At 70.3% G+C, this 21588-nt stretch carries 18 protein-coding genes and 1 pseudogene; 9 read left to right on the top strand and 10 right to left on the bottom strand.

Annotated features, from left to right (window positions below):
* Nucleotides 1-26 precede the first annotated feature (26 nt).
* From NLX86_RS29795 to NLX86_RS29785, 3 genes are all read right to left on the bottom strand, one after another.
* A complete protein-coding gene (locus NLX86_RS29795) occupies nucleotides 27-1214 on the bottom strand; it encodes a DUF5667 domain-containing protein (protein ID WP_254374919.1) in 1188 nt (395 codons plus the stop codon).
* Between the two features lie 223 nt (nucleotides 1215-1437).
* A complete protein-coding gene (locus NLX86_RS29790; protein WP_254374918.1) occupies nucleotides 1438-2244 on the bottom strand; it encodes an ECF subfamily RNA polymerase sigma factor, BldN family in 807 nt (268 codons plus the stop codon).
* Nucleotides 2245-2515: 271 nt separating this feature from the next.
* A complete protein-coding gene (locus NLX86_RS29785; protein WP_254374917.1) occupies nucleotides 2516-3454 on the bottom strand; it encodes an HAD family phosphatase in 939 nt (312 codons plus the stop codon).
* A 160-nt stretch (nucleotides 3455-3614) separates the two neighbouring features.
* On the opposite strand from NLX86_RS29785, the gene NLX86_RS29780 reads away from it, so the two are divergent.
* The 6 genes from NLX86_RS29780 to hemB all read left to right on the top strand — a co-directional run bounded on the left by NLX86_RS29780 (nucleotide 3615) and on the right by hemB (nucleotide 10447).
* Nucleotides 3615-3896, top strand: a complete 282-nt coding sequence (locus tag NLX86_RS29780) for a glutaredoxin family protein (protein WP_254374916.1) — start codon at nucleotides 3615-3617, stop codon at nucleotides 3894-3896.
* 273 nt (nucleotides 3897-4169) lie between these two features.
* A complete protein-coding gene (locus NLX86_RS29775; protein ID WP_254374915.1) occupies nucleotides 4170-4964 on the top strand; it encodes a redox-sensing transcriptional repressor Rex in 795 nt (264 codons plus the stop codon).
* Nucleotides 4961-6766: a glutamyl-tRNA reductase gene (locus NLX86_RS29770; RefSeq protein WP_254374914.1), complete on the top strand. Its 1806-nt coding sequence runs from the start codon at nucleotides 4961-4963 to the stop codon at nucleotides 6764-6766. The genes NLX86_RS29775 and NLX86_RS29770 overlap by 4 nt, the downstream gene beginning before the upstream one ends.
* Entirely contained in the window at nucleotides 6763-7722 is a 960-nt protein-coding gene (gene hemC / locus NLX86_RS29765) for a hydroxymethylbilane synthase (protein WP_254374913.1), read from the top strand. The genes NLX86_RS29770 and hemC overlap by 4 nt, the downstream gene beginning before the upstream one ends.
* The gene (locus NLX86_RS29760) at nucleotides 7719-9389 is read left to right on the top strand and encodes a bifunctional uroporphyrinogen-III C-methyltransferase/uroporphyrinogen-III synthase (protein ID WP_254374912.1); all 1671 of its coding nucleotides are present in this window, start codon (nucleotides 7719-7721) and stop codon (nucleotides 9387-9389) included. The genes hemC and NLX86_RS29760 overlap by 4 nt, the downstream gene beginning before the upstream one ends.
* Nucleotides 9390-9457: 68 nt before the next feature.
* Nucleotides 9458-10447 (top strand): porphobilinogen synthase, encoded by a 990-nt coding sequence (gene hemB / locus NLX86_RS29755; RefSeq protein ID WP_254374911.1) that lies wholly within the window; start codon nucleotides 9458-9460, stop codon nucleotides 10445-10447.
* Between the two features lie 70 nt (nucleotides 10448-10517).
* Here the strand turns inward: hemB and NLX86_RS29750 are convergent, their stop codons facing one another.
* Nucleotides 10518-11429, bottom strand: a complete 912-nt coding sequence (locus tag NLX86_RS29750; RefSeq protein WP_254374910.1) for a chitinase — start codon at nucleotides 11427-11429, stop codon at nucleotides 10518-10520.
* 176 nt (nucleotides 11430-11605) lie between these two features.
* On the opposite strand from NLX86_RS29750, the gene NLX86_RS29745 reads away from it, so the two are divergent.
* A complete protein-coding gene (locus NLX86_RS29745) occupies nucleotides 11606-11875 on the top strand; it encodes a DUF1876 domain-containing protein (protein ID WP_254374909.1) in 270 nt (89 codons plus the stop codon).
* A gap of 66 nt (nucleotides 11876-11941) precedes the next feature.
* On the opposite strand, the gene argS is transcribed toward NLX86_RS29745, so the two are convergent.
* Nucleotides 11942-13702 (bottom strand): arginine--tRNA ligase, encoded by a 1761-nt coding sequence (gene argS / locus NLX86_RS29740; protein WP_254374908.1) that lies wholly within the window; start codon nucleotides 13700-13702, stop codon nucleotides 11942-11944.
* Between the two features lie 146 nt (nucleotides 13703-13848).
* Between argS and lysS the strand changes: the two genes are divergently transcribed.
* Entirely contained in the window at nucleotides 13849-15627 is a 1779-nt protein-coding gene (lysS, locus tag NLX86_RS29735; protein ID WP_254374907.1) for a lysine--tRNA ligase, read from the top strand.
* 82 nt (nucleotides 15628-15709) lie between these two features.
* On the opposite strand, the gene NLX86_RS29730 is transcribed toward lysS, so the two are convergent.
* The 3 genes from NLX86_RS29730 to NLX86_RS29720 all read right to left on the bottom strand — a co-directional run bounded on the left by NLX86_RS29730 (nucleotide 15710) and on the right by NLX86_RS29720 (nucleotide 18777).
* A complete protein-coding gene (locus NLX86_RS29730; RefSeq protein WP_254374906.1) occupies nucleotides 15710-17020 on the bottom strand; it encodes a DUF2637 domain-containing protein in 1311 nt (436 codons plus the stop codon).
* A gap of 170 nt (nucleotides 17021-17190) precedes the next feature.
* Nucleotides 17191-17922 (bottom strand): DUF3558 family protein, encoded by a 732-nt coding sequence (locus NLX86_RS29725; protein WP_254374905.1) that lies wholly within the window; start codon nucleotides 17920-17922, stop codon nucleotides 17191-17193.
* 27 nt (nucleotides 17923-17949) lie between these two features.
* Nucleotides 17950-18777 (bottom strand): DUF3558 domain-containing protein, encoded by an 828-nt coding sequence (locus NLX86_RS29720; RefSeq protein WP_254374904.1) that lies wholly within the window; start codon nucleotides 18775-18777, stop codon nucleotides 17950-17952.
* A 162-nt stretch (nucleotides 18778-18939) separates the two neighbouring features.
* On the opposite strand from NLX86_RS29720, the pseudogene NLX86_RS29715 reads away from it, so the two are divergent.
* Nucleotides 18940-20132, top strand: a pseudogene (locus tag NLX86_RS29715) (RtcB family protein).
* Between the two features lie 292 nt (nucleotides 20133-20424).
* Here NLX86_RS29715 and NLX86_RS29710 read toward each other — a convergent pair.
* Complete coding sequence (locus NLX86_RS29710) at nucleotides 20425-21186, bottom strand: SDR family NAD(P)-dependent oxidoreductase (RefSeq protein WP_254374903.1); 762 nt, start codon at nucleotides 21184-21186, stop codon at nucleotides 20425-20427.
* Nucleotides 21187-21237: 51 nt separating this feature from the next.
* On the bottom strand, nucleotides 21238-21588 hold the full coding sequence (locus NLX86_RS29705; RefSeq protein ID WP_254374902.1) for a YnfA family protein: 351 nt from the start codon (nucleotides 21586-21588) through the stop codon (nucleotides 21238-21240).

The raw sequence follows: 21588 nt of genomic DNA, 5'->3' as shown, positions 1-21588 counted from the left end.
CCCCGCACCTTTCGTCTGTACGGAACCTAGTTCGCGTCCTCGCTGTCGATGCCCAGGCCGCCGATCAGGCCCGGGAGGATCGGCGGCAGGGTGATGTCCGGTTCCGGGGACTTGCTGCCGGACGGGGTGGGGCTGGTTCCGCTTGACGGGGGGTCGAGCAGGCCGCTCGTACCGCCGCCGAGCAGGCCGTCTTCCTCGCTGCCGGAGGTGGAGGGCTGGGGCCGGCCCGTGTCGCCCGTCCGTCCGTCGGCCGAGGTCGTCGAGGAGGGCGCCGGACGGTCCGTGCCGGACTGGCCGGAGCGGTCCGAGCCGGATCCCGGCTGCTCGGACGTGCGGCTCTGTCGCGGGGGCCGCGGCAGCAGCGACTGCAGCGGAGCGACCTCGTCGTCTATGGCGTCGAAGACCGAGTTCACCTCGTCGCCCACGTCCGTGAGCTGCGCCGGCAGCCGGTCGCGGAGCCGGCTCCACGCTTCGCGGTGGGATCGGGAGAACGAGGACAGCGTCTGGATGGGGCCCAGCGAGCCGTCCCGTTCGTACGCCTCGTGCAGCAGGCGATGACCCTCGGCCGCGTCGTGCCGCATCCCGGACAGGACGCGTCTGACCTCGCCCAGCGATTCGTGGTCGAGTTCGCCCGCGCGGTCCCGCTCCATGAGGCGGCGGGCCTCGTGGAGCCGGGTCGAGGCCTGGTCGAGGTAGAGCTCACCGCGGTCGGACTCGCCCTCGGCCATGCCGAGCTTGATGTCCTCCATGCCGCGCTTGAGCCCGTAGAGCGAATCACCCGGCAGCGCGTCGGAACTGGCAGCGGCCACTCCGCTGAAGGCCCCCGCGGCCACACCGACGGTGAGCCCGCCTGCCGCGATGCCCTTCGACCAGCGGGAGCGAGGCCGCAACTTCCGGAGCGGGGCGGCCCGGTGGGCGCCGCGGCCGGTCCGCTGTTCGGGCACCTGAGGGCCCATGGACGCACCGCCCTCGGCGACCATGGCCTCCATGACGGCAACGAGCTGTGCCCGCTGCACCACTTTGACCTCGGGGTCCAACTCCGGCCGTGGCAGCTCGCCCAGACCGTTCGCCAGGGCCAACAGGCTTACGTGCTCGGGCTGGTCGGATGGGTCGGGCTGCTCGGCCGCCGAGGCTGCGCTCTCCTCGACGCTCTGATCCTCCAGGGCCCGGGCGAAGGCGTTCGCCCGCCGGTGCGCCGAAACTTGTCCGATCACTGGCGGCACCTCCTCTCGTCATGACGATCGACTCCCCGGGGGTTCCGGAAGGTTGCACACCTTGACCACATCCACACGAAAGAGTGAGTGGCTGCGGGCATGGCGTGTCCACAGGGAGCCTGCATCCCGCACAACGAGCGGCGCGGCACTTGGGTTACGCACGAAGGATGATCGGACCACAGCGTCATCGATGCGTCACCGGGTGTGTCGGGGCGGCGGGCGGTCAGCGGGCATCGTCCGGGAGAAGCCGGGCCAGGGTGCGGACCGCCCGGTACTGGAGGGTCTTGATCGCGCCCTCGTTCTTGCCCATCACCCGGGCTGTCTCGGCGACGGAGAGCCCTTGCAGGAAGCGCAGGGTCACGCACTCCTGCTGCTGCGGATTGAGTTTGCGTACGGCTTCCAGCAGGGCCGCGTTGGAGAGGGCTTCGAGGACGGAGTCCTCCGGACTGCGCTCGACCTCGTTGGCGTCGAGCATCTCGCCGGTGGTGACCTCGAGGCGGAAGCGGCTGGACTTGAAGTGGTCCGCGACGAGGTTGCGGGCGATGGTCACCAGCCAGGCGCCGAAGTCGCGGCCCTGCCAGGTGAAGGTGGAGATACGGCGCAGGGCGCGCAGGAAGGTCTCACTCGTGAGGTCCTCCGCCGTCGCCTTACCGCCGACGCGGTAGTAGATGTAGCGGTAGACGGTGTCGCTGTACTGGTCGTACAGGCGGCCGAAGGCTTCGGCCTCGCCGGCCTGGGCGCGTTCGACCAGGTCCATCATGCGGGCGCTGTCACTGTCGGCGCTCGGGCGGCGGGCGGTGGATGTGCCGGTGCCAGTGCCAGTGCCCGTGCCGCCACGGCCGCGTCTGCCAACCGTCGCACCACCGTCGGCCAAGGCATAGCAAGGACCGGCAGGGCCGATTGCGGCAGGGGCTGGCGTGGCAAATGCGGGGACGGCGTACGCGGTGGGGACGAAGCCGCGCATGTGGTCGAGGACCGTTGCGCGCAGCGTAGCCAGGCCCGAGGCGTCAACCCCGACGTGTGGGTACACGGGACTCCCAGAGGCAGAGCTTCCATCACGTGCAGTGCGGGACCGGTGACTCAGTCGCCATGGTGTGGCGATGAATTGGTACCCGTATGCGTCTGAGGAGAATAACGCTTCGTACAGGCAGTGCTACACCCAGTTGCTCAAATCATCGATTACGTCGCTTCTGTGACGGGTTGATGGCGCATCGAGTCGCAGATCGTGACCGCTTGTTGATCGGTTTGCTTCGCGATCTGCTTGATTGCGGGATGTGTTGTGCCCGAGTGAAGGCCGGCCGCTAGCGGCGGCGGCGGTGCAGGGCCACCGCGGCGGCCGTGCCGCCCGCGAGGGCGCCCACGCCGGCGGCGGCCGGGATGCCGACCTTGGCGGCCTTGCGGCCGGTCCGGTAGTCGCGCAGCCGCCACTCGCGGGCGCGGGCGTGCTTGCGCAGCTTGGTGTCCGGATTGATCGCGTACGGATGCCCGACCAGCGACAGCATCGGGATGTCGTTGTGCGAATCGCTGTACGCGGCGCAGCGGGAGAGGTCCAGGCCCTCGGCGATAGCCAGCGCGCGGACCGCCTCCGCCTTCGCCGGGCCGTGCAGCGGCTCGCCCACCAGCTTGCCGGTGTAGACCCCGTCGACGGACTCGGCGACCGTGCCCAGCGCGCCGGTCAGGCCGAGGCGGCGGGCGATGATCGTCGCGGTCTCCACCGGGGCGGCGGTGACCAGCCAGACCTTCTGGCCCGCGTCGAGGTGTGCCTGGGCGAGGGCGCGGGTGCCCGGCCAGATGCGCTCGGCCATGTACTCGTCGTAGATCTCCTCACCGATGGTCATCAGTTCGGAGACCCGGTGGCCCTTCACGATGGACAGGGCGCTCTCGCGCGCGTCCTGCATGTGCTCGGGGTCCTCGACCCCGGCGAGCCTGAACCACGCCTGCTGCCAGGCGAACCGGGCCAGTTCGCGGCGCTGGAAGAACTTCCGCTTGTACAGGCCGCGGCCGAAGTGGAAGATCGCGGCGCCCTGCATCACGGTGTTGTCGAGATCGAAGAAGGCGGCGGCGCGGTCGTCCCCGGCGACGGGGAACACGGGTGCCGCGGCCTCGCCGGCCGCTGCCGTCTTGGTCGCGTCGATCTCCAGCGACGACTTGCGCGCTGCCTCGGCGGCGGCCTCGCCTGCCAGTACGCTCCGGGCTGTCGCGGAGCGCCTACGGGGGGTGAGCCATCCCAGTGCGGCCATGGCGTGAGCATAGCGATTCTGTTCGGTACTTCCCGCCTCACGAGGGTGCGTTGGCGTGAACAGTACGAGGCCGCCCTGTTAAACGGACCAACCGGACAGGACAGGACCGGCCGGGGCCGGGAAGGGCCGGGGCGGGGCGGGGCGGGTTGAGAATGGGGGCATGAGTCCCCTGTTGCGACGTTCGGACAAGAACAAGAAGCCCAGTGAGCGTCTGGTCACACTCGTCGGCAAGCCGGGCTGCCATCTCTGCGACGACGCCCGGGAGGTGATCGCCGAGGTGTGCGGAGAGGCGGGCACGCCCTGGGAGGAGAAGGACATCACCGAGGACGAGGAGCTGTACCGCTTGTACTGGGAACAGATTCCGGTGGTCCTGGTGGACGGGGAACAGCACACGTTCTGGCGCGTGGACCCGGTCCGGCTCCGCCGCGCGCTGGGGGCCTGACCCGGAATCCGGCTGGCATCATGGGCGATTTGAGCCGTCTCGGGGGCGCAGTCGTGAGGAGTGTGTGCAATTTTGCCCGCTTCGGGCCTTCAACGGGCCTGCCCGGCTCGTAGTTCCGGGATCTTGTGCCCGGGTCGCGTGACCCCGGTCACTTTGCATGGACAAAACGGACGCCATCTTTGTGCACGCGTTCACAAAGACATAGCCTGGCTTCGACGGGGCGGTCCTGGGACAAGCGGCCGCCTGCAGCCCCGCTCATCCCGCAGGAGCACCGTGGCAACTGGCCGAACACACCGACCGGCGACCCGCAGCCGAGGAATCCCCGAGGCCACTGTCGCCAGGCTTCCGCTGTATCTGCGCGCCCTCACCGCGCTCTCCGAGCGCTCGGTCCCCACGGTCTCCTCCGAGGAGCTCGCGGCCGCCGCGGGCGTCAACTCGGCGAAGCTGCGCAAGGATTTCTCGTACCTCGGTTCGTACGGGACCCGTGGCGTCGGCTACGACGTCGAGTACCTCGTCTACCAGATCTCCCGTGAACTCGGGCTGACCCAGGACTGGCCGGTCGTCATCGTCGGCATCGGCAACCTCGGCGCCGCGCTCGCCAACTACGGCGGGTTCGCCTCCCGTGGCTTCCGCGTCGCCGCGCTGATCGACGCCGATCCCGCGATGGCCGGCAAGCCGGTCGCCGGGATGCCGGTGCAGCACGCCGACCAGCTCGAGAAGATCATCGAGGACAACGGCGTCTCCATCGGCGTCATCGCGACCCCGGCCGGCGCGGCCCAGCAGGTCAGCGAGCGGCTCATCGCCGCCGGCGTCACCTCCATCCTGAACTTCGCGCCCACAGTGCTGTCCGTGCCGGACGGTGTGGACGTGCGCAAGGTCGACCTCTCCATCGAACTGCAGATCCTGGCCTTCCACGAGCAGCGCAAGGCCGGCGAGGAGGCCGCCGCCGAGGCGGCCTCGTCGCCTTCCCCCACTGCCTCCGGCGTGGGAGGTGCCCCCGTGGGCGGTGCAGAGGACGCAGGCCGGAAGGGACCCGACGGGGACGTCCCCGCCGTGATGCCGGCATGAGCCTCCTGGTCGTAGGACTCAGTCACCGCAGCGCACCGGTGAGCGTGCTGGAGCGGGCCTCGCTGGCCGCCGACACGCAGGCCAAGCTGCTTCAGGACACGCTGGCCGCCGAGCCGGCCACCGAGGCGGCGGTGCTCGCCACGTGCAACCGCATCGAGCTGTACGCCGACGTGGACAAGTTCCACGCGGGCGTCGCCGAGCTGTCCACGCTGCTCGCACAGCACAGCGGGGTCGGGCTGGAAGAGCTCACTCCTTATCTCTATGTGCACTACGAGGACCGGGCCGTCCACCACCTCTTCTCGGTGGCCTGCGGGCTGGACTCGATGGTTGTCGGCGAGGGCCAGATCCTCGGCCAGATCAAGGACGCGCTGGCGCTGGGGCAGGAGCTGCACACCGCGGGCCGGCTGCTGAACGACCTGTTCCAGCAGGCGCTGCGGGTCGGCAAGCGGGCGCACTCCGAGACCGGTATCGACCGCGCCGGGCAGTCGCTCGTCACCTTCGGTCTCGAGCAGCTCGCGGTGGGCGCCGGCGCGGAGGTCGCGGGCTGGGCCGAGGGCAAGCGCGCGCTGGTGATCGGCGCGGGCTCGATGTCCTCGCTGGCCGCGGCGACGCTGGCGCGGGCCGGGGTGGCCGAGGTCGTCGTCGCCAACCGGACGCCGGAGCGGGCCGAGCGGCTCGCGTCCGTACTGACGGAGCAGAACGGCGCCGGGGTGGCCGCGCGCGCGGTACCGATGTCCGCTGTCGCGGACGAACTGACACGAGTCGATGTCGCGATCTCCTGCACGGGTGCGACGGGTCTGGTCCTGACCGCGGCTGCGGTACGAGCCGCGCTGGGGCTGGAGCCGGAGCCGGCTCCGGTCCACGCCCCGGCGACGGCTGACGCGGGTGCGGGAACGGCTGCGGACGACCTTCAGCCGGCCTCCGACGCGCTCGTCGCACGGCTTGCGGCTGCCGCCGCGGCCCAGCGGGGCCGCATTGCCGAAGCGAAGCCGCCCGCCGGTTCCGGTGCGCCAAGCGGCGTTACCACCGGGCCCGCAGGGCAGGGGCCCGATGGCGGCCTAGGCGACGGCGGGTGTCCCGTCGGGCTTGACGATGTGCAGCCCGGCAGTGACAGCGAGGCCCTCGTGGCCGGGCTCGCCGAGCGGGCCGCGCTGATCGCCGACGCGCCGCGGGCCGGTGCGGACGCCGACTCCATGGAGCTGCACGGCGCCTGGGCCGACCGCGGAGCGACCGACCGCCGGACCGTGTCCGGTACGGCGGTACGCAGGGCCGGCCACGGTGTTCCCGTACGGCTCGCGCTGCTCGACCTCGCCATGCCGCGGGACATCGACGCCGCCGTGCACCGCATCCCCGGTGTGCGACTGGTCGACATCGAGTCGCTCGCCGAAGCCTCCGCGGACGCTCCGATGGCGGCCGATGTGGACCAGGTGCGGACGATAGTGGCGGACGAGGTCGCCGCCTTCGGTGCCGCTCAGCGTGCCGCGCACATCACCCCCACCGTGGTCGCCCTTCGCACCATGGCCGCCGATGTGGTCGCGAACGAGGTCGCGCGGCTCGAAGGCCGGCTCCCCGGCCTCGACGACAAGGAGCGCGCGGAGATCACGCAGACCGTGCGCCGCGTCGTCGACAAGCTCCTGCACGCGCCCACCGTGCGGGTCAAGCAGCTCGCGAGCGAGCCCGGCGGCGCCGGGTACGCGGACGCGCTGCGTGAACTCTTCGACCTCGACCCGCTGGCGGTCGCCGCCGTCAGCCGGGCCGACATGAACGACGTCGACCTCAAGAACCGAGGGCGGGCATCATGACCCAAGCCGCTTTGAAGCTGGGAACCAGGCGCAGCAAGCTCGCCATGGCCCAGTCCGGACACGTCGCGGAGGCGGTGCGCAGGATCACCGGGCGCCCCGTCGAGCTGGTGGAGATCACCACGTACGGAGACACCTCCCGCGAGCATCTCGCGCAGATCGGCGGGACGGGTGTGTTCGTCACCGCCCTGCGTGACGCGCTGGTCCGCGGCGACGTCGACTTCGCCGTGCACTCGCTCAAGGACCTGCCGACCGGGCAGCCGGACGATCTGGTGCTGGCCGCGATCCCGAAGCGCGAAGACCCCCGCGATGTGCTGGTCGCGCGCGACGGGCTGACCTTCGAGCAGCTGCCGGCCGGCGCGAGGATCGGTACCGGTTCGCCGCGCCGGATGGCGCAGCTCAACGCGTACGCGCGCTCGCACGGTCTGCGGATCGAGACCGTGCCGATCCGTGGGAACATCGACACGCGCATCGGATATGTACGGAACGGGGAGCTGGACGCGGTGGTTCTCGCCGCCGCGGGTCTGGCCCGCATCGGCAGGACCGACGAGGTGACCGAGTTCCTGTCGGTCGACGCCGTCCTGCCCGCCCCCGGCCAAGGAGCCCTGGCTGTCGAGTGCACTGCGGCAAACGCAGACCTCGCTGCCGCGCTCGGAGAGCTCGACGACCCGTACACCCGGGCCGCCGTGACCGCCGAGCGATCCCTGCTCGCCGCCCTGGAGGCCGGCTGCAGCGCACCTGTGGGTGCGCTCGCCGACCTGCTGGCCGACGGACAGGTTGTCACCGAAATGCGCCTGCGCGGCGTCGTCGGCACGACCGACGGCTCCACGCTGGTGCAGATGTCCACCACCGGTCCCGTACCCACGTCGCACGGCGACGCCCTCGCGCTCGGTCGCGAACTCGCGTCCGAGATGCTCGCCAAGGGTGCGGCCGGTCTTATGGGGGAGCGAGCACTTTGAGCCCCACCACCGCCAACCACGCCTTCCCGGCATCCGGGCACGTCACCTTCCTGGGTGCCGGACCCGGAGATCCGGGACTGCTCACGCTGCGCGCCGTCGAGGCGCTCGCGAGTGCGGACGTACTGATCGCCGAGCCGCATGTGCTCGACGTGGTGCGTACGCATGCGCGGGCGGACGTCGCTGTGTTTGATCAAAGCGTGCCTCAGCTGACGGTCGTTGACGAGACGTCAGGAACCGCCGGGGTCCCGGTGATCCGGGACGCCGCCAATCTTGTCATGGAGGCCGCGCGCAGCGGCAGGCGGGTGGTCCGTGCGGTTTCGGGCGACCCCGGTCTCGACGGCAACGCCGGTGACGAGATGCTCGCCTGCGCCGCCGAAGGCATCCCCTTCGAGGTAGTGCCCGGTGTCGCCACCGCGGTGGGTGTACCCGCGTACGCCGGTGTACCGCTGCGCGACGCGCAGGGCGCGGACGTCCGGTTCGTCGATGCCCGTACGGCCTCCCAGCGCTGCTGGACCGAGGTCGGCGCGAGCGATGCGACGGCCGTGGTCTCGACGACCCTGGAGGCCGTGGCCGCGGCCGCGGGCGAACTCGTCGCGGCCGGCCGCAAGCCGGACACCCCGATGACCGTCACCGTCGCCGGCACCACCACGCGCCAGCGGACGTGGAGCGCGACACTGGGAACCGTGGCGCAGGTCCTGAAGCAGGCGAAGGTACTGCCGTCCCCGGAGGGCCACCAGCCCGTCATAGCCGTGGTCGGCGAGCGCACTGCTGCCGCCCGGCGCGACCAGCTGTCGTGGTTCGAGTCGAAGCCGCTCTTCGGGTGGCGGGTGCTCGTGCCGCGTACGAAGGAGCAGGCGGCCTCGCTCTCCGACCAGCTCAGGTCGTACGGCGCGGTGCCGCACGAGGTCCCGACGATCGCCGTCGAGCCGCCGCGTACGCCCCAGCAGATGGAACGCGCGGTCAAGGGCCTGGTCACCGGCCGCTACGAGTGGATCGCCTTCACGTCGGTCAACGCGGTGAAGGCGGTCCGGGAGAAGTTCGAGGAGTACGGGCTCGACGCCCGTGCCTTCGCGGGCATCAAGGTCGCCGCCGTGGGCGAGCAGACCGCCAGGTCGCTCATCGAGTTCGGTGTGAAGCCGGACCTGGTGCCCAGCGGCGAGCAGTCCGCGGCCGGACTGCTGGAGGACTGGCCGCCGTACGACCCGGTCTTCGACCCGATCGACCGCGTCTTCCTGCCGCGCGCCGACATCGCCACCGAGACGCTGGTGGCCGGGCTGATCGAGCTCGGCTGGGAGGTCGACGACGTCACGGCCTACCGGACCGTGCGCGCCTCGCCGCCGCCGGCCGACACCCGTGAGGCCATCAAGGGCGGCGGCTTCGACGCGGTGCTCTTCACCTCTTCGAGTACGGTCCGCAACCTCGTCGGCATCGCGGGCAAGCCGCACAACGTCACGGTCATCGCCTGTATCGGTCCCGCCACGGCCAAGACGGCCGAGGAGCACGGGCTGCGTGTGGACGTACTCTCGCCGGAGCCGTCGGTGCACAAGCTGGCCGAGGCGCTCGCGGAGTTCGGCGCGCAGCGCCGCGAGGCGGCGAAGGATGCGGGCGAGCCGGTCACCAGGCCGAGCGAGCGCCGCCCCGGAGCACGCCGCCGGCGCACCACCTGACGTGCGGGGAGCCCGGCTGCCGGCCGGGCTCCCGCCGAAACATCCAAGAGTCCAAGAGGCGACTGAAGATGACTGTGTACGGATCCTTCCCCGGCTCACGGCCGCGCCGGCTGCGCACCACCCCGGCGATGCGGCGGATGGTGGCCGAGACGCGGCTGCACCCGTCGGACCTGATCCTTCCGGCGTTCGTACGGGAGGGCGTGACCGAGCCGGTCGCGATCTCCGCGATGCCCGGCGTTGTCCAACACAGCCGGGACACGCTGCGAAAGGCCGCCGTCGAGGCGGTTTCCGCGGGTGTCTCCGGGATCATGCTCTTCGGCGTGCCGGCGGACGAGAAGAAGGACGCGGCCGGTACGGCGGGTACGGACCCGGACGGCATCCTCCAGGTCGCGATCCGCGATGTCCGCGCCGAGGTGGGCGACGACCTCGTCATCATGTCGGACCTGTGCCTGGACGAGTACACGGACCACGGCCACTGCGGTGTGCTCGACGCCGAAGGGCGGGTCGACAACGACGCGACGCTGGAGCGGTACGCCGAGATGGCGCAGGTCCAGGCCGACGCGGGCGTCCATGTGGTGGGCCCGAGCGGCATGATGGACGGTCAGGTCGGTGTCATCCGCGACGCGCTGGACCAGACCGGTCACGAGGACGTGGCCGTGCTCGCGTACACCGCGAAATACTCCTCGGCCTTCTACGGCCCGTTCCGGGAGGCTGTCGGCTCGTCGCTGACAGGCGACCGCAAGACGTACCAGCAGGACCCGGCGAACGCCCGGGAGTCCCTGCGGGAGCTGGCGCTCGACCTCGAAGAGGGCGCCGACATGGTGATGGTCAAGCCGGCCGGTCCGTACCTGGACATCCTGTACCGGGTGGCGGAGTCGGTGGACGTGCCGGTGGCCGCGTACCAGATCTCCGGCGAGTACGCGATGGTCGAGGCGGCGGCGGAGAAGGGCTGGATCGACCGGGACAAGGCGATCCTGGAGACCCTGACCGGCATCAAGCGCGCGGGCGCGAGCATGATCCTGACGTACTGGGCGACGGAGGTCGCGCGCGGGCTGTGACCCGCGAGGTGTGGCTGCGGGCCGGGGATGCGTCGTCCCCGGCCCGCAGCCTTTCCCGTGGGGGGTCTTGTCAGCAGCTGAGGTTGCCGCCGGGGGTGGTGCCGAGGATCTGGACGAACCGCTGGTAGTTGTTGATGCGGCTCTGGACCTGGGCGGGGTTGCCGCCGTTGCACTCCAGGCTGCCGTTGATGCTGCGGATCGTCTCGCCGAAGCCGCGGCTGCCCACCATGGCGTTGTGCGGGGTCACCGTGCCGGGGCCGGTCTGGGTGTTCCAGTACCAGAGGCCGGTCTTCCAGGCGACCGCGGCGTTGTTCTGTACAAGCCAGGGGTTGTTCAGCAGGTCGAGTCCTAGTGCGTCGCCGGCGGCCTTGTAGTTGAAGTTCCAGCTGAGCTGGATCGGTCCGCGGCCGTAGTACGCGGCCTGGCCGGCCGGGCAGCCGTACGACTGGCTCCAGTCGCAGTAGTGCGGGTAGTTGGCGGTGTTCTGCTCCACGATGTGGACCAGGCCGCCGGTCTCATGGCTGACGTTGGCGAGGAAGGCCGCGGCCTCCTGCTTCCTGATGGTGTCGCTGCCCGTCTTCGCGAAGCCGGGATACGCGCTGAGCGCGGCGGTCAGACCGCTGTACGTGTAGAAGGAGTTCCGGTTCGGGAACATCTGGTTGAACTGGGCCTCGCTGACGACGAAGCCGGAGGGGTCGGGCGTGGTGCCGCCGCCGCTGCAGGTGTACGGGTCCCAGTACCAGGTGCTGATGGTGGGGTCGTAACCCGGGTTGTCGTGCTCGGCGATGTAGAACTTGCCGTCGGTGTATTTGACAACGTTGCCAGTGGTGTAGGACCTGCCCTGTACCCACTGGGGGGCGGTGTCGCAGGGACCGGTGGCGGGGGCCGAGGGGGCGGCGGAAGCGGCGGAGGCGGGCATGAGGGCCGCCAGGCCGATGGCGACGAGCATCGCCATCGGCAGGGACATGACACGGTTACGCATCGCGCGCTCAACTCCTCTGCGCGGGTGGGGGGTTGTGGTGCCGCCGCCCACTCAAGCGTTTTGGTCTGGACCAGTCAAGGGTCCAGGCCAATGTGACCGATGTTCAGGCGGGCAGGGGTGGTGATAAGCGCCCGCGCGGCGCACTCTGGAAGCGGAACCACTGGAGGTGATCGGCCATGCAGACACTCGTCGGATGGCACATCGAGATGGAGTTCCGCGAGGAGGGCGACAAGACCAAGGCCGCCGCGATGGTGCGGCTCGGTGACGGCACGGAGTTCCGGGCCCACGGGAACGCCAGCCGCCACCCCTCCGATCCGGAACAGCTGCGGGTGGGCGAGGAGATCGCGGGCGCGCGGGCGCTCATGGACCTCGCGTCGCAGCTGCTGCAGAAGGCGCACGCGGAGATCGACGAGGCCACGAGCAGACCGTCGCACCCGCTGACCTGACCCACCCCGGGCATGACGAGGCCCCCCACCGGGAACCGGTGGGGGGCCTCGCCGTGGCGCGTGTGATCAGAGGCGCTCGGGAGTACGGATGCCGAGGAGGGCCATGCCCTGGTGGAGCGTGCGGGCTGTCAGGTCGCAGAGGAAGAGGCGGTTCTCCACCATTTCCGGAGTCTCGGCCTTCAGGACCGGGCAGTCGGCGTAGAAGGCCGTGTAGTGCGACGCCAGCTGGTAGAGGTATGCGGCCAGCTTGTGCGGCTCGTACGACGATGCGACCTCGGCCAGGACCTCCGCGAACCGGTCCAGGTGCAGCCCCAACGCGCGCTCTGCCGGGGCCAGTCCGAGCTCCGGGTGGGCGGCCGGCTTCGCGTCCCCGGCCTTGCGCAGGATCGACTGGATACGGGCGTACGCGTACTGGAGGTAGACGCTCGTGTCACCGTTGAGAGACACCATCTGGTCCAGGTCGAACTTGTAGTCGCGAGAGGCCGACGTCGACAGATCCGCGTACTTGATCGCGCCGATGCCCACCTGGGCGGCGCGCTCGGCGATCTCCTCCTCGGTCAGGTCCTGGGCCTTCTCCCGTACGACCGCCGCCGCCCGCTCGACCGCCTCGTCCAGCAGGTCCACCAGCCGGACCGTCTCGCCCTCACGTGTCTTGAACGGCTTGCCGTCCTTGCCCAGCACCGTGCCGAAGGCCAGCTGGACGGCCTTTTCCTGGTCGTTCAGCCAGCCCGCCCGGCGCGCGGTCTCGAAGACCATCTTGAAGTGCAGGGACTGGCGGGCGTCCACGACGTACACCAGTGTGTCCGCGCCCAGGCTCTGGACGCGGTCGCGGATCGCGGAGAGGTCGGTCGCGGCGTACCCGTACCCGCCGTTCGACTTCTTCACGATCAGTGGGACCGGGTTGCCGTCCGGGCCCTTCACATCGTCGAAGAAGACGCACAGCGCGCCCTCGGAGCGGACCGCGACGCCCGACTCCTCGAGGATGTGGCAGGTCTCTTCGAGCATCTCGTTGTAGCCCGACTCGCCGACGACATCGGCGTCGCGGATCTCCATGTCGAGCTTGCCGAAGACCGAGTAGAAGTAGATCTTCGACTCGTCGACGAACCGCTGCCAGAGGGCGAGCGTCTCCTTCTCGCCGGCCTGGAGGTCGACGACCCGGCGGCGCGCGCGGTCCTTGAACTCCTCGTCCGAGTCGAACAGGACCCGCGCGGCCTTGTAGATCCGGTTGAGGCTGGACATGGCCTCCTCGCCGGAGACCTCCCTGCTGCCCTCGTGGTCCAGCTCGTGCGGGTGCTCGATCAGGTACTGGATGAGCATGCCGAACTGGGTGCCCCAGTCGCCGATGTGGTGGCGGCGGACCACCTTCTCGCCCGCGAACTCCAGGATCTTTACCATCGCGTCGCCGATCACCGCGGAGCGGAGGTGGCCGACGTGCATCTCCTTGGCCACGTTGGGCTGGGCGTAGTCGACGACCGTGGTGCCCGGGTTCTCGGCGTACGGGACACCGAGCCGCTCGTCCGCGGCCCGCGCGGCGAGGGTCTCGGTGATCGCCCGGTCGGCGATGGTGATGTTGAGGAAGCCGGGGCCCGAGACCTCGATCTCCTTGATCACGTCGTTGGCGGGCAGGCCGCCGGCGACCTGGGCGGCCAGCTCACGCGGGTTCGCCTTGGCCTTCTTGGCGAGCGCGAGGATCCCGTTGGCCTGGAAGTCGGCCCGGTCGCTTCGTCGCAGCAGCGGGTCGGCGGTGCCGGCCTCCGGCAGGGCTGCCGAGAGGGCGTCCGCGACGCGCTGATGGACGGTTGAAGCGAGGGAAGGGACCGAGGCCATGAGGTGCCGTTCCTGTCGGTATGTATGGGTGGGCAGCCTTGAGTATCCCATGGTGGAGACACCCTCTTCGCTGAATAAAGGGCAACCCCGGACAGGGCTGTTCCGTCTGGGAGAATGGCCTACGCCAGCTTTCGAGAAAGAAGGACGTGCCGATCGTGGCTCAGAGCAGCACCGAGACCGACTGGGTCTCCCGTTTCGCGGACGAGGTCATCGCCGAGGCGGAGCGACGTGCGCCTGGCGCGAAACACGCGGGCGCCACTGCCGCTCCGGTGGTCGTCGTCGCGTCCGGACTCTCCCCCTCCGGGCCGATCCACCTGGGCAACCTGCGTGAGGTCATGACCCCGCACCTGGTCGCCGACGAGATCCGGCGGCGCGGCACCGAGGTCCGGCACGTCCTCTCGTGGGACGACTACGACCGGTACCGCAAGGTGCCCGCGGGTGTCCCCGGAGTCGACGACTCCTGGGCCGAGCACATCGGCAAGCCGCTGACGTCGGTGCCCGCGCCGGCGGGTTCCGCGTACCCGAACTGGGCCGAGCACTTCAAGGCCGCCATGGTCGCGGCGCTGGACGAGCTGGGTGTCGAGTACGACGGAATCAGCCAGACCGAGCAGTACACGGCCGGTGTCTACCGCGAGCAGATCCTGCACGCGATGAAGCACCGGGCCGACATCGACGCCGTCCTGGACCGCTACCGCACCAAGGACAAGCCCGCCGCCGCGGGTTCGAAGGGGAAGCAGCAGCAGAAGCCGGTCGACGAGGCCGAGCTGGAGGCCGCCGAGGGCTCCGGCGCGGCGAACGAGGACGACGGCAGCGGCGGCTCCGCGGGCTACTTCCCGTACAAGCCGTACTGCACCGTCTGCCAGAAGGACCTGACGACGGTCACGGCGTACGACGCCGTGACCACGGCCCTCGCGTACACGTGCTCCGCCTGCGGGCACGCCGAGACCGTGCTGCTGAGCGAGTTCAACGGCGGCAAGCTGGTCTGGAAGGTCGACTGGCCGATGCGCTGGGCCTACGAGGGCGTCATCTTCGAGCCCTCCGGCGTCGACCACTCCTCGCCCGGCTCGTCATTCGTCGTCGGCGGGCAGATCGTGCGCGAGGTCTTCGACGGCGTGCAGCCGATCGGCCCGATGTACGCCTTCGTGGGGATCTCCGGGATGGCGAAGATGTCGTCGTCCAAGGGGGGCGTGCCGACCCCCGCCGACGCTCTGCAGATCATGGAAGCCCCGCTGCTGCGCTGGCTGTACGCGAGGCGCCGGCCGAACCAGGCCTTCAAGATCGCGTTCGACCAGGAGATCCAGCGGCTGTACGACGAGTGGGACTCGCTGGAGCGCAAGGTCGCGGACGGCTCGGTGCTGCCGGCCGACGCGGCGGCGTACTCGCGGGCCACCCGCACGGCCGCCGGCGAGCTGCCGCGTACGCCGCGCCCGCTGCCGTACCGCACGCTCGCCTCGGTCGTCGACATCACGGCCGGACATGACGAGCAGACGCTGCGGATCCTCAGCGACCTGGACCCGGCGAACCCGCTCTCCTCGCTTGACGAGGCGCGCCCGCGGCTCGACCGCGCCGAGAACTGGATCACCACCCAGGTCCCGGCCGAGCAGCGCACGCTCGTACGCGAGGAGCCGGACAAGGAGCTCCTCGGCTCCCTGGACGAGCAGGCGCGCGAGTCGCTGCGGCTGCTGCTGGAGGGCCTGGACACGCACTGGTCGCTGGACGGGCTCACCACGCTCGTCTACGGCGTGCCGAAGGTGATGGCGGGCCTGGAGCCGGACGCCAAGCCGACGCCCGAGCTGAAGACCGCGCAGCGGTCGTTCTTCGCGCTGCTGTACCACCTGCTGGTCGGCAAGGACACCGGCCCGCGGCTGCCCACGCTGCTGCTGGCGGTCGGCGCGGACCGGGTGCGGAAGCTGCTGGGCGCGTAGCCGGTACGTACTGCTGGCGTAGCCGGTACGTACGTCAGGGCCGCCACCCGCGAACCAGCGGGGGGCGGCCCTTTTCGTCTAGCTAGGCGATGTGCTCGGCGTCCAGCTCCTGCTGGTAGCGGACCTCGAAGCGCTTGGCGTAGCGGCTCAGCTCGCTGTCGAGCAGGGTGTGGTTGTAGCCGAGGTCGTGGAGGTACGCGCCGAGGGTGCGGGCGCTCGGGGTGAGGCCGTTCTCCCCTATGAACTTGCGGAACGCGAGGTAGTACTCCTCCTCGGGAGGCAGCGCGTCCGGATCGGCCTGCGGGTACTCCGGCTGCTCGGGCTGTGCGTACTGGTCGGGCTGCTCGTACTGCGCGGGCTGCGTCGCGGGCTGCTCGGGCTGCGCTTCGTACCCGCCGAGCGGCCTGGTGCGGCCCGGGCCGGCCGGGACCATGACCGGGGTGGGCTCCAGGCCCTCGACGTACTGCGGGTTGTAGCCGTTGTCGTACGCCGCCTGGGCCGCCGCGGGCGCCGCGAACCAGGGGCTCTCGTGCCCGCTCGGCCCGTCGGCGTCCGGCAGTTCCGGCGCCGCTTCCGCCTCCTGCGCCTGCTCCTGCGGCCGCTCGTCGGCGGTGGCCGACGGCAGCGCCGGGGTGGTGGCGGGCTCCGCCAGGGCGGGCCGGGCCTGGGCCTGGGCGGGGACGGGGGCCGGCGGGAGCAGGGCGGGCTCGATGCCTGCGGCGGCGAGGCCGGCCGGGCCGGTCTCCGACAGCGGGACACCGAAGCGGGCGAGACGCAGCGGCATCAGGGATTCGATCGGCGCCTTGCGCCGCCAGCTGCGGCCGAAGCGGGCCTGGAGCCGGGCCTGATAGATGAGCCGGTCCTGTTCGAGCCTGATGACCTGCTCGTACGACCGCAGTTCCCACAGCTTCATCCGGCGCCACAGTTTGAATGTGGGTATCGGGGAGAGCAGCCAGCGGGTGAGGCGGACGCCTTCCATGTGCTTGTCGGCGGTGATGTCCGCGATCCGGCCGACGGCGTGGCGGGCGGCTTCGACGCAGACGACGAAAAGCACGGGGATCACGGCGTGCATGCCGACGCCGAGCGGGTCGGGCCAGGCGGCGGCGCCGTTGAAGGCGATGGTCGCCGCGGTGAGCAGCCAGGCGGTCTGGCGCAGCAGCGGGAACGGGATCCGGATCCACGTCAGCAGCAGGTCCAGGGCAAGCAGGACGCAGATGCCCGCGTCGATACCGATCGGGAAGAAGAGGGAGAACCTGCCGAAGCCCTTCTGCTCGGCGAGCTCGCGCACGGCGGCGTACGACCCGGCGAAACCGATCGCGGCGATGATCACCGCGCCGGCGACGACGACCCCGATGAGTATCCGGTGCGTGCGTGTCAGCTCCATCGCGGCCACCCGCGATCCCCTCCCACTGTTCCCACTGTCGACATCTGGCGGGCACAGCCTGGCACATGGTCACCGAAGGCGTTGCGCGGGGACGGCCGGAGCCCGGCCCCCGCGAGGGACCGGGCTCCGTAAACCTGCGCAGAAGCCGCGCCGAATCCTGCTTACCTGCTGGATCCTGCTTACCGCTGGTTGGCCGCGGCGATGGCCGCCACGACCTCCTTGGCCGCCTTCTGCGCGTCCTTCAGCATCTCCGCGGTGACCGGGACCTTTCCGCCCTCGTAGGACGTGCCGTTGTAGTCGAGCGTGAGGACGACGTTCTGCGTGCGCACCACGATCGTCTGGTTCCGGAAGTCCACGTTCTTGCGCATCGTGTACGTGACGGACGTCGCCTGGTCGCCGACGCCGGACACGGCCGCGGTCTTCAGGCCCTTGGCGCCCTGCGCCGCGTTCGCCGCCGCGAGCTGCTTGGCGTACTGCTCCTCGGCGCGCTTGTTGCCGCTGCCGAGTGCCTGGTCGGAGTCGTAACGCATGAGGGAGACCGACAGCCAGCGGTACTGGGAACCCTTCAGGCCGTCGTCTTCGAGACCGTTCCAGGAGCAGCTGCCGCGACTGTCGATGTCGTTCGACTTCGACTTGGTGCCGGACTTGTCCTTCGCCTCCGGCACGAGGGCGTTGACGGTCTTCTGCGTGACCGACTTGCAGGGGTCGGGCAGCTTGTCGAACGCCGCCTTCTCGACCGTCGGGGACGGCTTGACGCTGGGCGACTTCGCCGCGGACGAGGCGTCGGAGCCCTTCTTGCCGCCGGAGTCGGAGCCGGAGCCGGAGTCGGAGGAGCAGCCGGCGACGACGAGCATCACCGGAACGGCTGCGCAGGCGAGTATGCGGGTGAGTCGCTGGGCTGATCGGTGCATGGTTCCTTCACTCATCGGTCTGTCTGTCTACTCGTCGAACTGCTCGGAGAGCTTGCGGGCCAGGGCCTGTGCCTTGTCCTGCATGTTCTCGCTGTCGGGGACGGCGGCCGCGAGGGCGGGCTGCTCGGCGTACTCGACCGTCACGATGACGTTGGAGGTGCGGAAGACGACCGTGACCGTGCGGGACTGCGAGGTGGAGCCGGCGGTGGCGAGGCGGTCGTCCAGGAAGGCGTCGCCGCCCAGCCCCTCCAGCAGGCGCGGCTCGAGGCCTTCCCCGGGCGTCTGAGTCGGGTTCTGCGGCGGAGTCTGGGCCGGCGACTGGCTGCTCGGGGGCTTGGCAGTGGTGGCCGAGCCGTTGGGAGCCGTACCGGAGGGAGACTGTGTGCCGTTCTTCCCCAGGTCGTCACGCGGGTCGACGGTCTTCGCGATGTCCGCGGCGGCCACCTTCTTCTCGTACACCTCCTGCGCCTTGTCGTCGTCGCTCACCGCCCGGTCGTACGACACGACGCGCTCGAAGCCGACGAAGAGGTGGCGCGTGGCGTCCGCGGACTCGACCTTCCAGTGGCAGCCGACCCGGCGGTCGCCGTCATGGGTGGCGTCCGCCCTGCCCTGATACGCCTGGTCCTGTTGCTCCGGCGTCAGCTCCTCGGCGCCCGGCAGCATGCCCTTCAGCCGGTCGCGCTCGATGGAGCCGCACGGCTCGGGGAGTGTGCGGTACTTGCCGGGGGGCGCGGCGACGGTGGTCCCGCCCGGCTTGGAATCGACCGGGGTGTCGTCGGTTCCGGAGCCCCCCGTGCAGCCGGCGACCAGCGCTGCGAGGAGCGCGATGCCCGGTACGTACGCCTTTCGCTGCACGGTCCCTGGCTCCCTTCCACAGGAAAAACGGTTGCCGCGTGACAGCGGCCGGTGGACACAATGTGTATCGCACGCACTGCCGTGGACGCCGGTCCGATGTCTCTTTTACTGGCTGAAGCGAGGTTTTTGCGTTTCCATACTTTTCGGGGGAATGAGGCTGTTATGTCGTATGTAGAGGTGCCGGGCGCGAAGGTTCCGATCCGGATGTGGGCCGATCCGGCGTCCGTCGAGGACGTCGCCATGCAGCAGCTGCGGAACGTCGCCACGCTGCCGTGGATCAAGGGCCTGGCCGTCATGCCGGACGTCCACTACGGCAAGGGCGCGACGGTCGGCTCGGTGATCGCGATGCACGGGGCGGTCTGCCCGGCCGCGGTCGGCGTCGACATCGGCTGCGGTATGTCGGCGGTGAAGACGTCGCTGACGGCCAACGATCTCCCCGGAGACCTGTCGCGGCTGCGGTCGAAGATCGAGCAGGCGATCCCGGTGGGCCGCGGGATCACGACGACGCCGTGGAGCCGGGACGGCTGCACGGGTTCCCGACGGCGGGCTGGGACGACTTCTGGAAGCGGTTCGACGGGATCGCGGAAGCGGTCAAGTTCCGCCAGGAACGTGCCACAAAGCAGATGGGTTCGCTCGGATCGGGAAACCATTTCATTGAGTTCTGTCTGGACGAGTCGGGTTCGGTCTGGCTGATGCTGCATTCCGGCTCCCGGAACATCGGCAAGGAGCTGGCCGAGTACCACATCGGCCAGGCCCAGAAGCTGCCGCACAACCAGGGTCTGGTCGACCGGGACCTGGCGGTGTTCATCGCGGACACCCCGCAGATGGGGGCGTACCGGAACGACCTGTTCTGGGCGCAGGAGTACGCGAAGTACAACCGCGCGATCATGATGAGCCTCTTCCGGGACGTGGTCCGGAAGGAGTTCAAGAAGGCCAGGGTGACCTTCGAGCCGGTCATCTCCTGCCACCACAACTACGTGGCGGAGGAGCGGTACGAGGGCATGGACCTGCTGGTCACGCGGAAGGGCGCGATCCGGGCGGGCAGCGGCGACTACGGGATCATCCCGGGCTCGATGGGCACGGGCTCCTACATCGTCCGCGGTCTGGGCAACCCGAAGGCGTTCAACTCCGCATCGCACGGGGCCGGCCGGAAGATGAGCCGGAACGCCGCGAAGCGGCGCTTCTCGACGCGGGACCTGGAGGAGCAGACGCGGGGCGTGGAGTGCCGTAAGGACTCCGGCGTCGTGGACGAGATCCCGGGCGCGTACAAGCCGATCGAGAAGGTCATCGAGCAGCAGCGGGACCTGGTGGAGGTCGTCGCGAAGCTGAAGCAGGTCGTCTGCGTGAAGGGCTGAGGCGCAGCACACCACGTGATCGACAGAGCCCCGGACGACTCCGGGGCTCTCTGGTGTTAAGGGCCGGCGGGCGAACCGATGCGGATCGCAGAGACATCGTGCAAGCGTCGGCCTGGGCGGCGTGCTGGACCGCGCGGCCGGCTGGAGCGGCCTGGCCAGTGTCCTGCCCGGTCTGGGGTCGGGCGTGGCCTGGCGGCCGTACGCTGTCCGGCTCTCGGCCAGGCTTGTCCCCTGTGCGCCGTGCGCCCCCCCGCTGCTCGCGGTGGGGCCGGCCCCGTTCCTGGAGCCCGCGTCAGAGTTCGCGGTGGACCTTGGTGTTGGAGGCCTGGGCGCGGGGGCGGACTACCAGGAGGTCGATGTTGACGTGGCTCGGGCGGGTTACTGCCCAGGTGATGGTGTCCGCCACGTCGTCCGCGGTGAGGGGGTCGGCCACGCCCGCGTAGACCTTGGCCGCCTTCTCGGTGTCGCCGCGGAAGCGGGTGGTGGCGAACTCGTCCGTCCTGACCATGCCGGGGGCGATCTCGATGACGCGGACCGGGCGGCCGAGGATCTCCAGGCGCAGTGTCTCGGCGAGGACGCGGGCGCCGTTCTTCGCGGCGACGTAGCCGGCGCCGCCCTCGTAGGTGGCGTGGCCCGCGGTGGAGGAGAGGACCACGATCGTGCCGTCGCCGCTCTCGATGAGTGCGGGGAGCAGTGCCTGGGTGGTGTTGAGCGTGCCGATGACGTTGACCTCGTACATCGTGCGCCAGTCGGCCGGGTCGCCGGTCGCGACGGGGTCGGCGCCGAGCGCGCCGCCCGCGTTGTTGATCAGCACGTCGCAGCGGTCGAGGGAGGCGGCGAACGCGTCGACCGCCGGGCGGTCGGTGACGTCGAGGGCGTATGCGGTGGCGCTGTGGCCGGCGTCCGTGAGCTCTGCGGCGAGTGCCTCTATCCGGTCCTTGCGGCGGGCGGTGAGGACGACGTGGTAGCCGGCCGTGGCCAGTTGCCTGGCGGTGGCGGCGCCGATACCGCTGCTCGCGCCGGTGACGACTGCAGTGCGTGCGGCGGCGGTCATGGGCAGCTCCTCGTTCGTACGATCGATACGCGGCCAGAATAGGCGGCCGGATCAGTGCCCGCGCGGGGCGTACATGATGACGGCCATCCCGGCGAGGCAGATGAGGGCGCCGGTCACGTCCCAGCGGTCGGGGCGGTAGCCGTCGGCGACCATGCCCCAGGCGAGCGAGCCGGCCACGAAGACTCCGCCGTACGCGGCGAGGATGCGGCCGAATTCGCTGTGGGGCTGGAGCGTGGCGACAAAGCCGTACGCGCCGAGGGCGATGACGCCGGCGCCGATCCAGAGCCAGCCGCGCCCGCCGCCGGTGTCAGTGCCGCGAACGCCCTGCCAGACGAGCCAGGCGCCGCCGATCTCGAAGAGTGCGGCGAGTGCGAACAGGGCGGCGGAACGGGCGACGAGCAT

This window comes from Streptomyces sp. A3M-1-3, from assembly GCF_024213665.1.
GTDB lineage: Bacteria > Actinomycetota > Actinomycetes > Streptomycetales > Streptomycetaceae > Streptomyces.
This window is presented reverse-complemented; position numbering and strand designations above follow the sequence as displayed.

Excerpts from the sequence above, each read along its gene's own strand:
- NLX86_RS29785 (WP_254374917.1), bottom strand. The coding sequence starts at position 3,454 with ATGGCCGCACTGGGATGGCTCACCCCCCGTAGGCGCTCCGCGACAGCC.
- NLX86_RS29780 (WP_254374916.1), top strand. The coding sequence starts at position 3,615 with ATGAGTCCCCTGTTGCGACGTTCGGACAAGAACAAGAAGCCCAGTGAG.
- NLX86_RS29770 (WP_254374914.1), top strand. The coding sequence starts at position 4,961 with ATGAGCCTCCTGGTCGTAGGACTCAGTCACCGCAGCGCACCGGTGAGC.
- hemC (WP_254374913.1), top strand. The coding sequence starts at position 6,763 with ATGACCCAAGCCGCTTTGAAGCTGGGAACCAGGCGCAGCAAGCTCGCC.
- hemB (WP_254374911.1), top strand. The coding sequence starts at position 9,458 with ATGACTGTGTACGGATCCTTCCCCGGCTCACGGCCGCGCCGGCTGCGC.
- NLX86_RS29750 (WP_254374910.1), bottom strand. The coding sequence starts at position 11,429 with ATGCGTAACCGTGTCATGTCCCTGCCGATGGCGATGCTCGTCGCCATC.
- NLX86_RS29745 (WP_254374909.1), top strand. The coding sequence starts at position 11,606 with ATGCAGACACTCGTCGGATGGCACATCGAGATGGAGTTCCGCGAGGAG.
- argS (WP_254374908.1), bottom strand. The coding sequence starts at position 13,702 with ATGGCCTCGGTCCCTTCCCTCGCTTCAACCGTCCATCAGCGCGTCGCG.
- NLX86_RS29725 (WP_254374905.1), bottom strand. The coding sequence starts at position 17,922 with ATGCACCGATCAGCCCAGCGACTCACCCGCATACTCGCCTGCGCAGCC.
- NLX86_RS29710 (WP_254374903.1), bottom strand. The coding sequence starts at position 21,186 with ATGACCGCCGCCGCACGCACTGCAGTCGTCACCGGCGCGAGCAGCGGT.
- NLX86_RS29705 (WP_254374902.1), bottom strand. The coding sequence starts at position 21,588 with ATGCTCGTCGCCCGTTCCGCCGCCCTGTTCGCACTCGCCGCACTCTTC.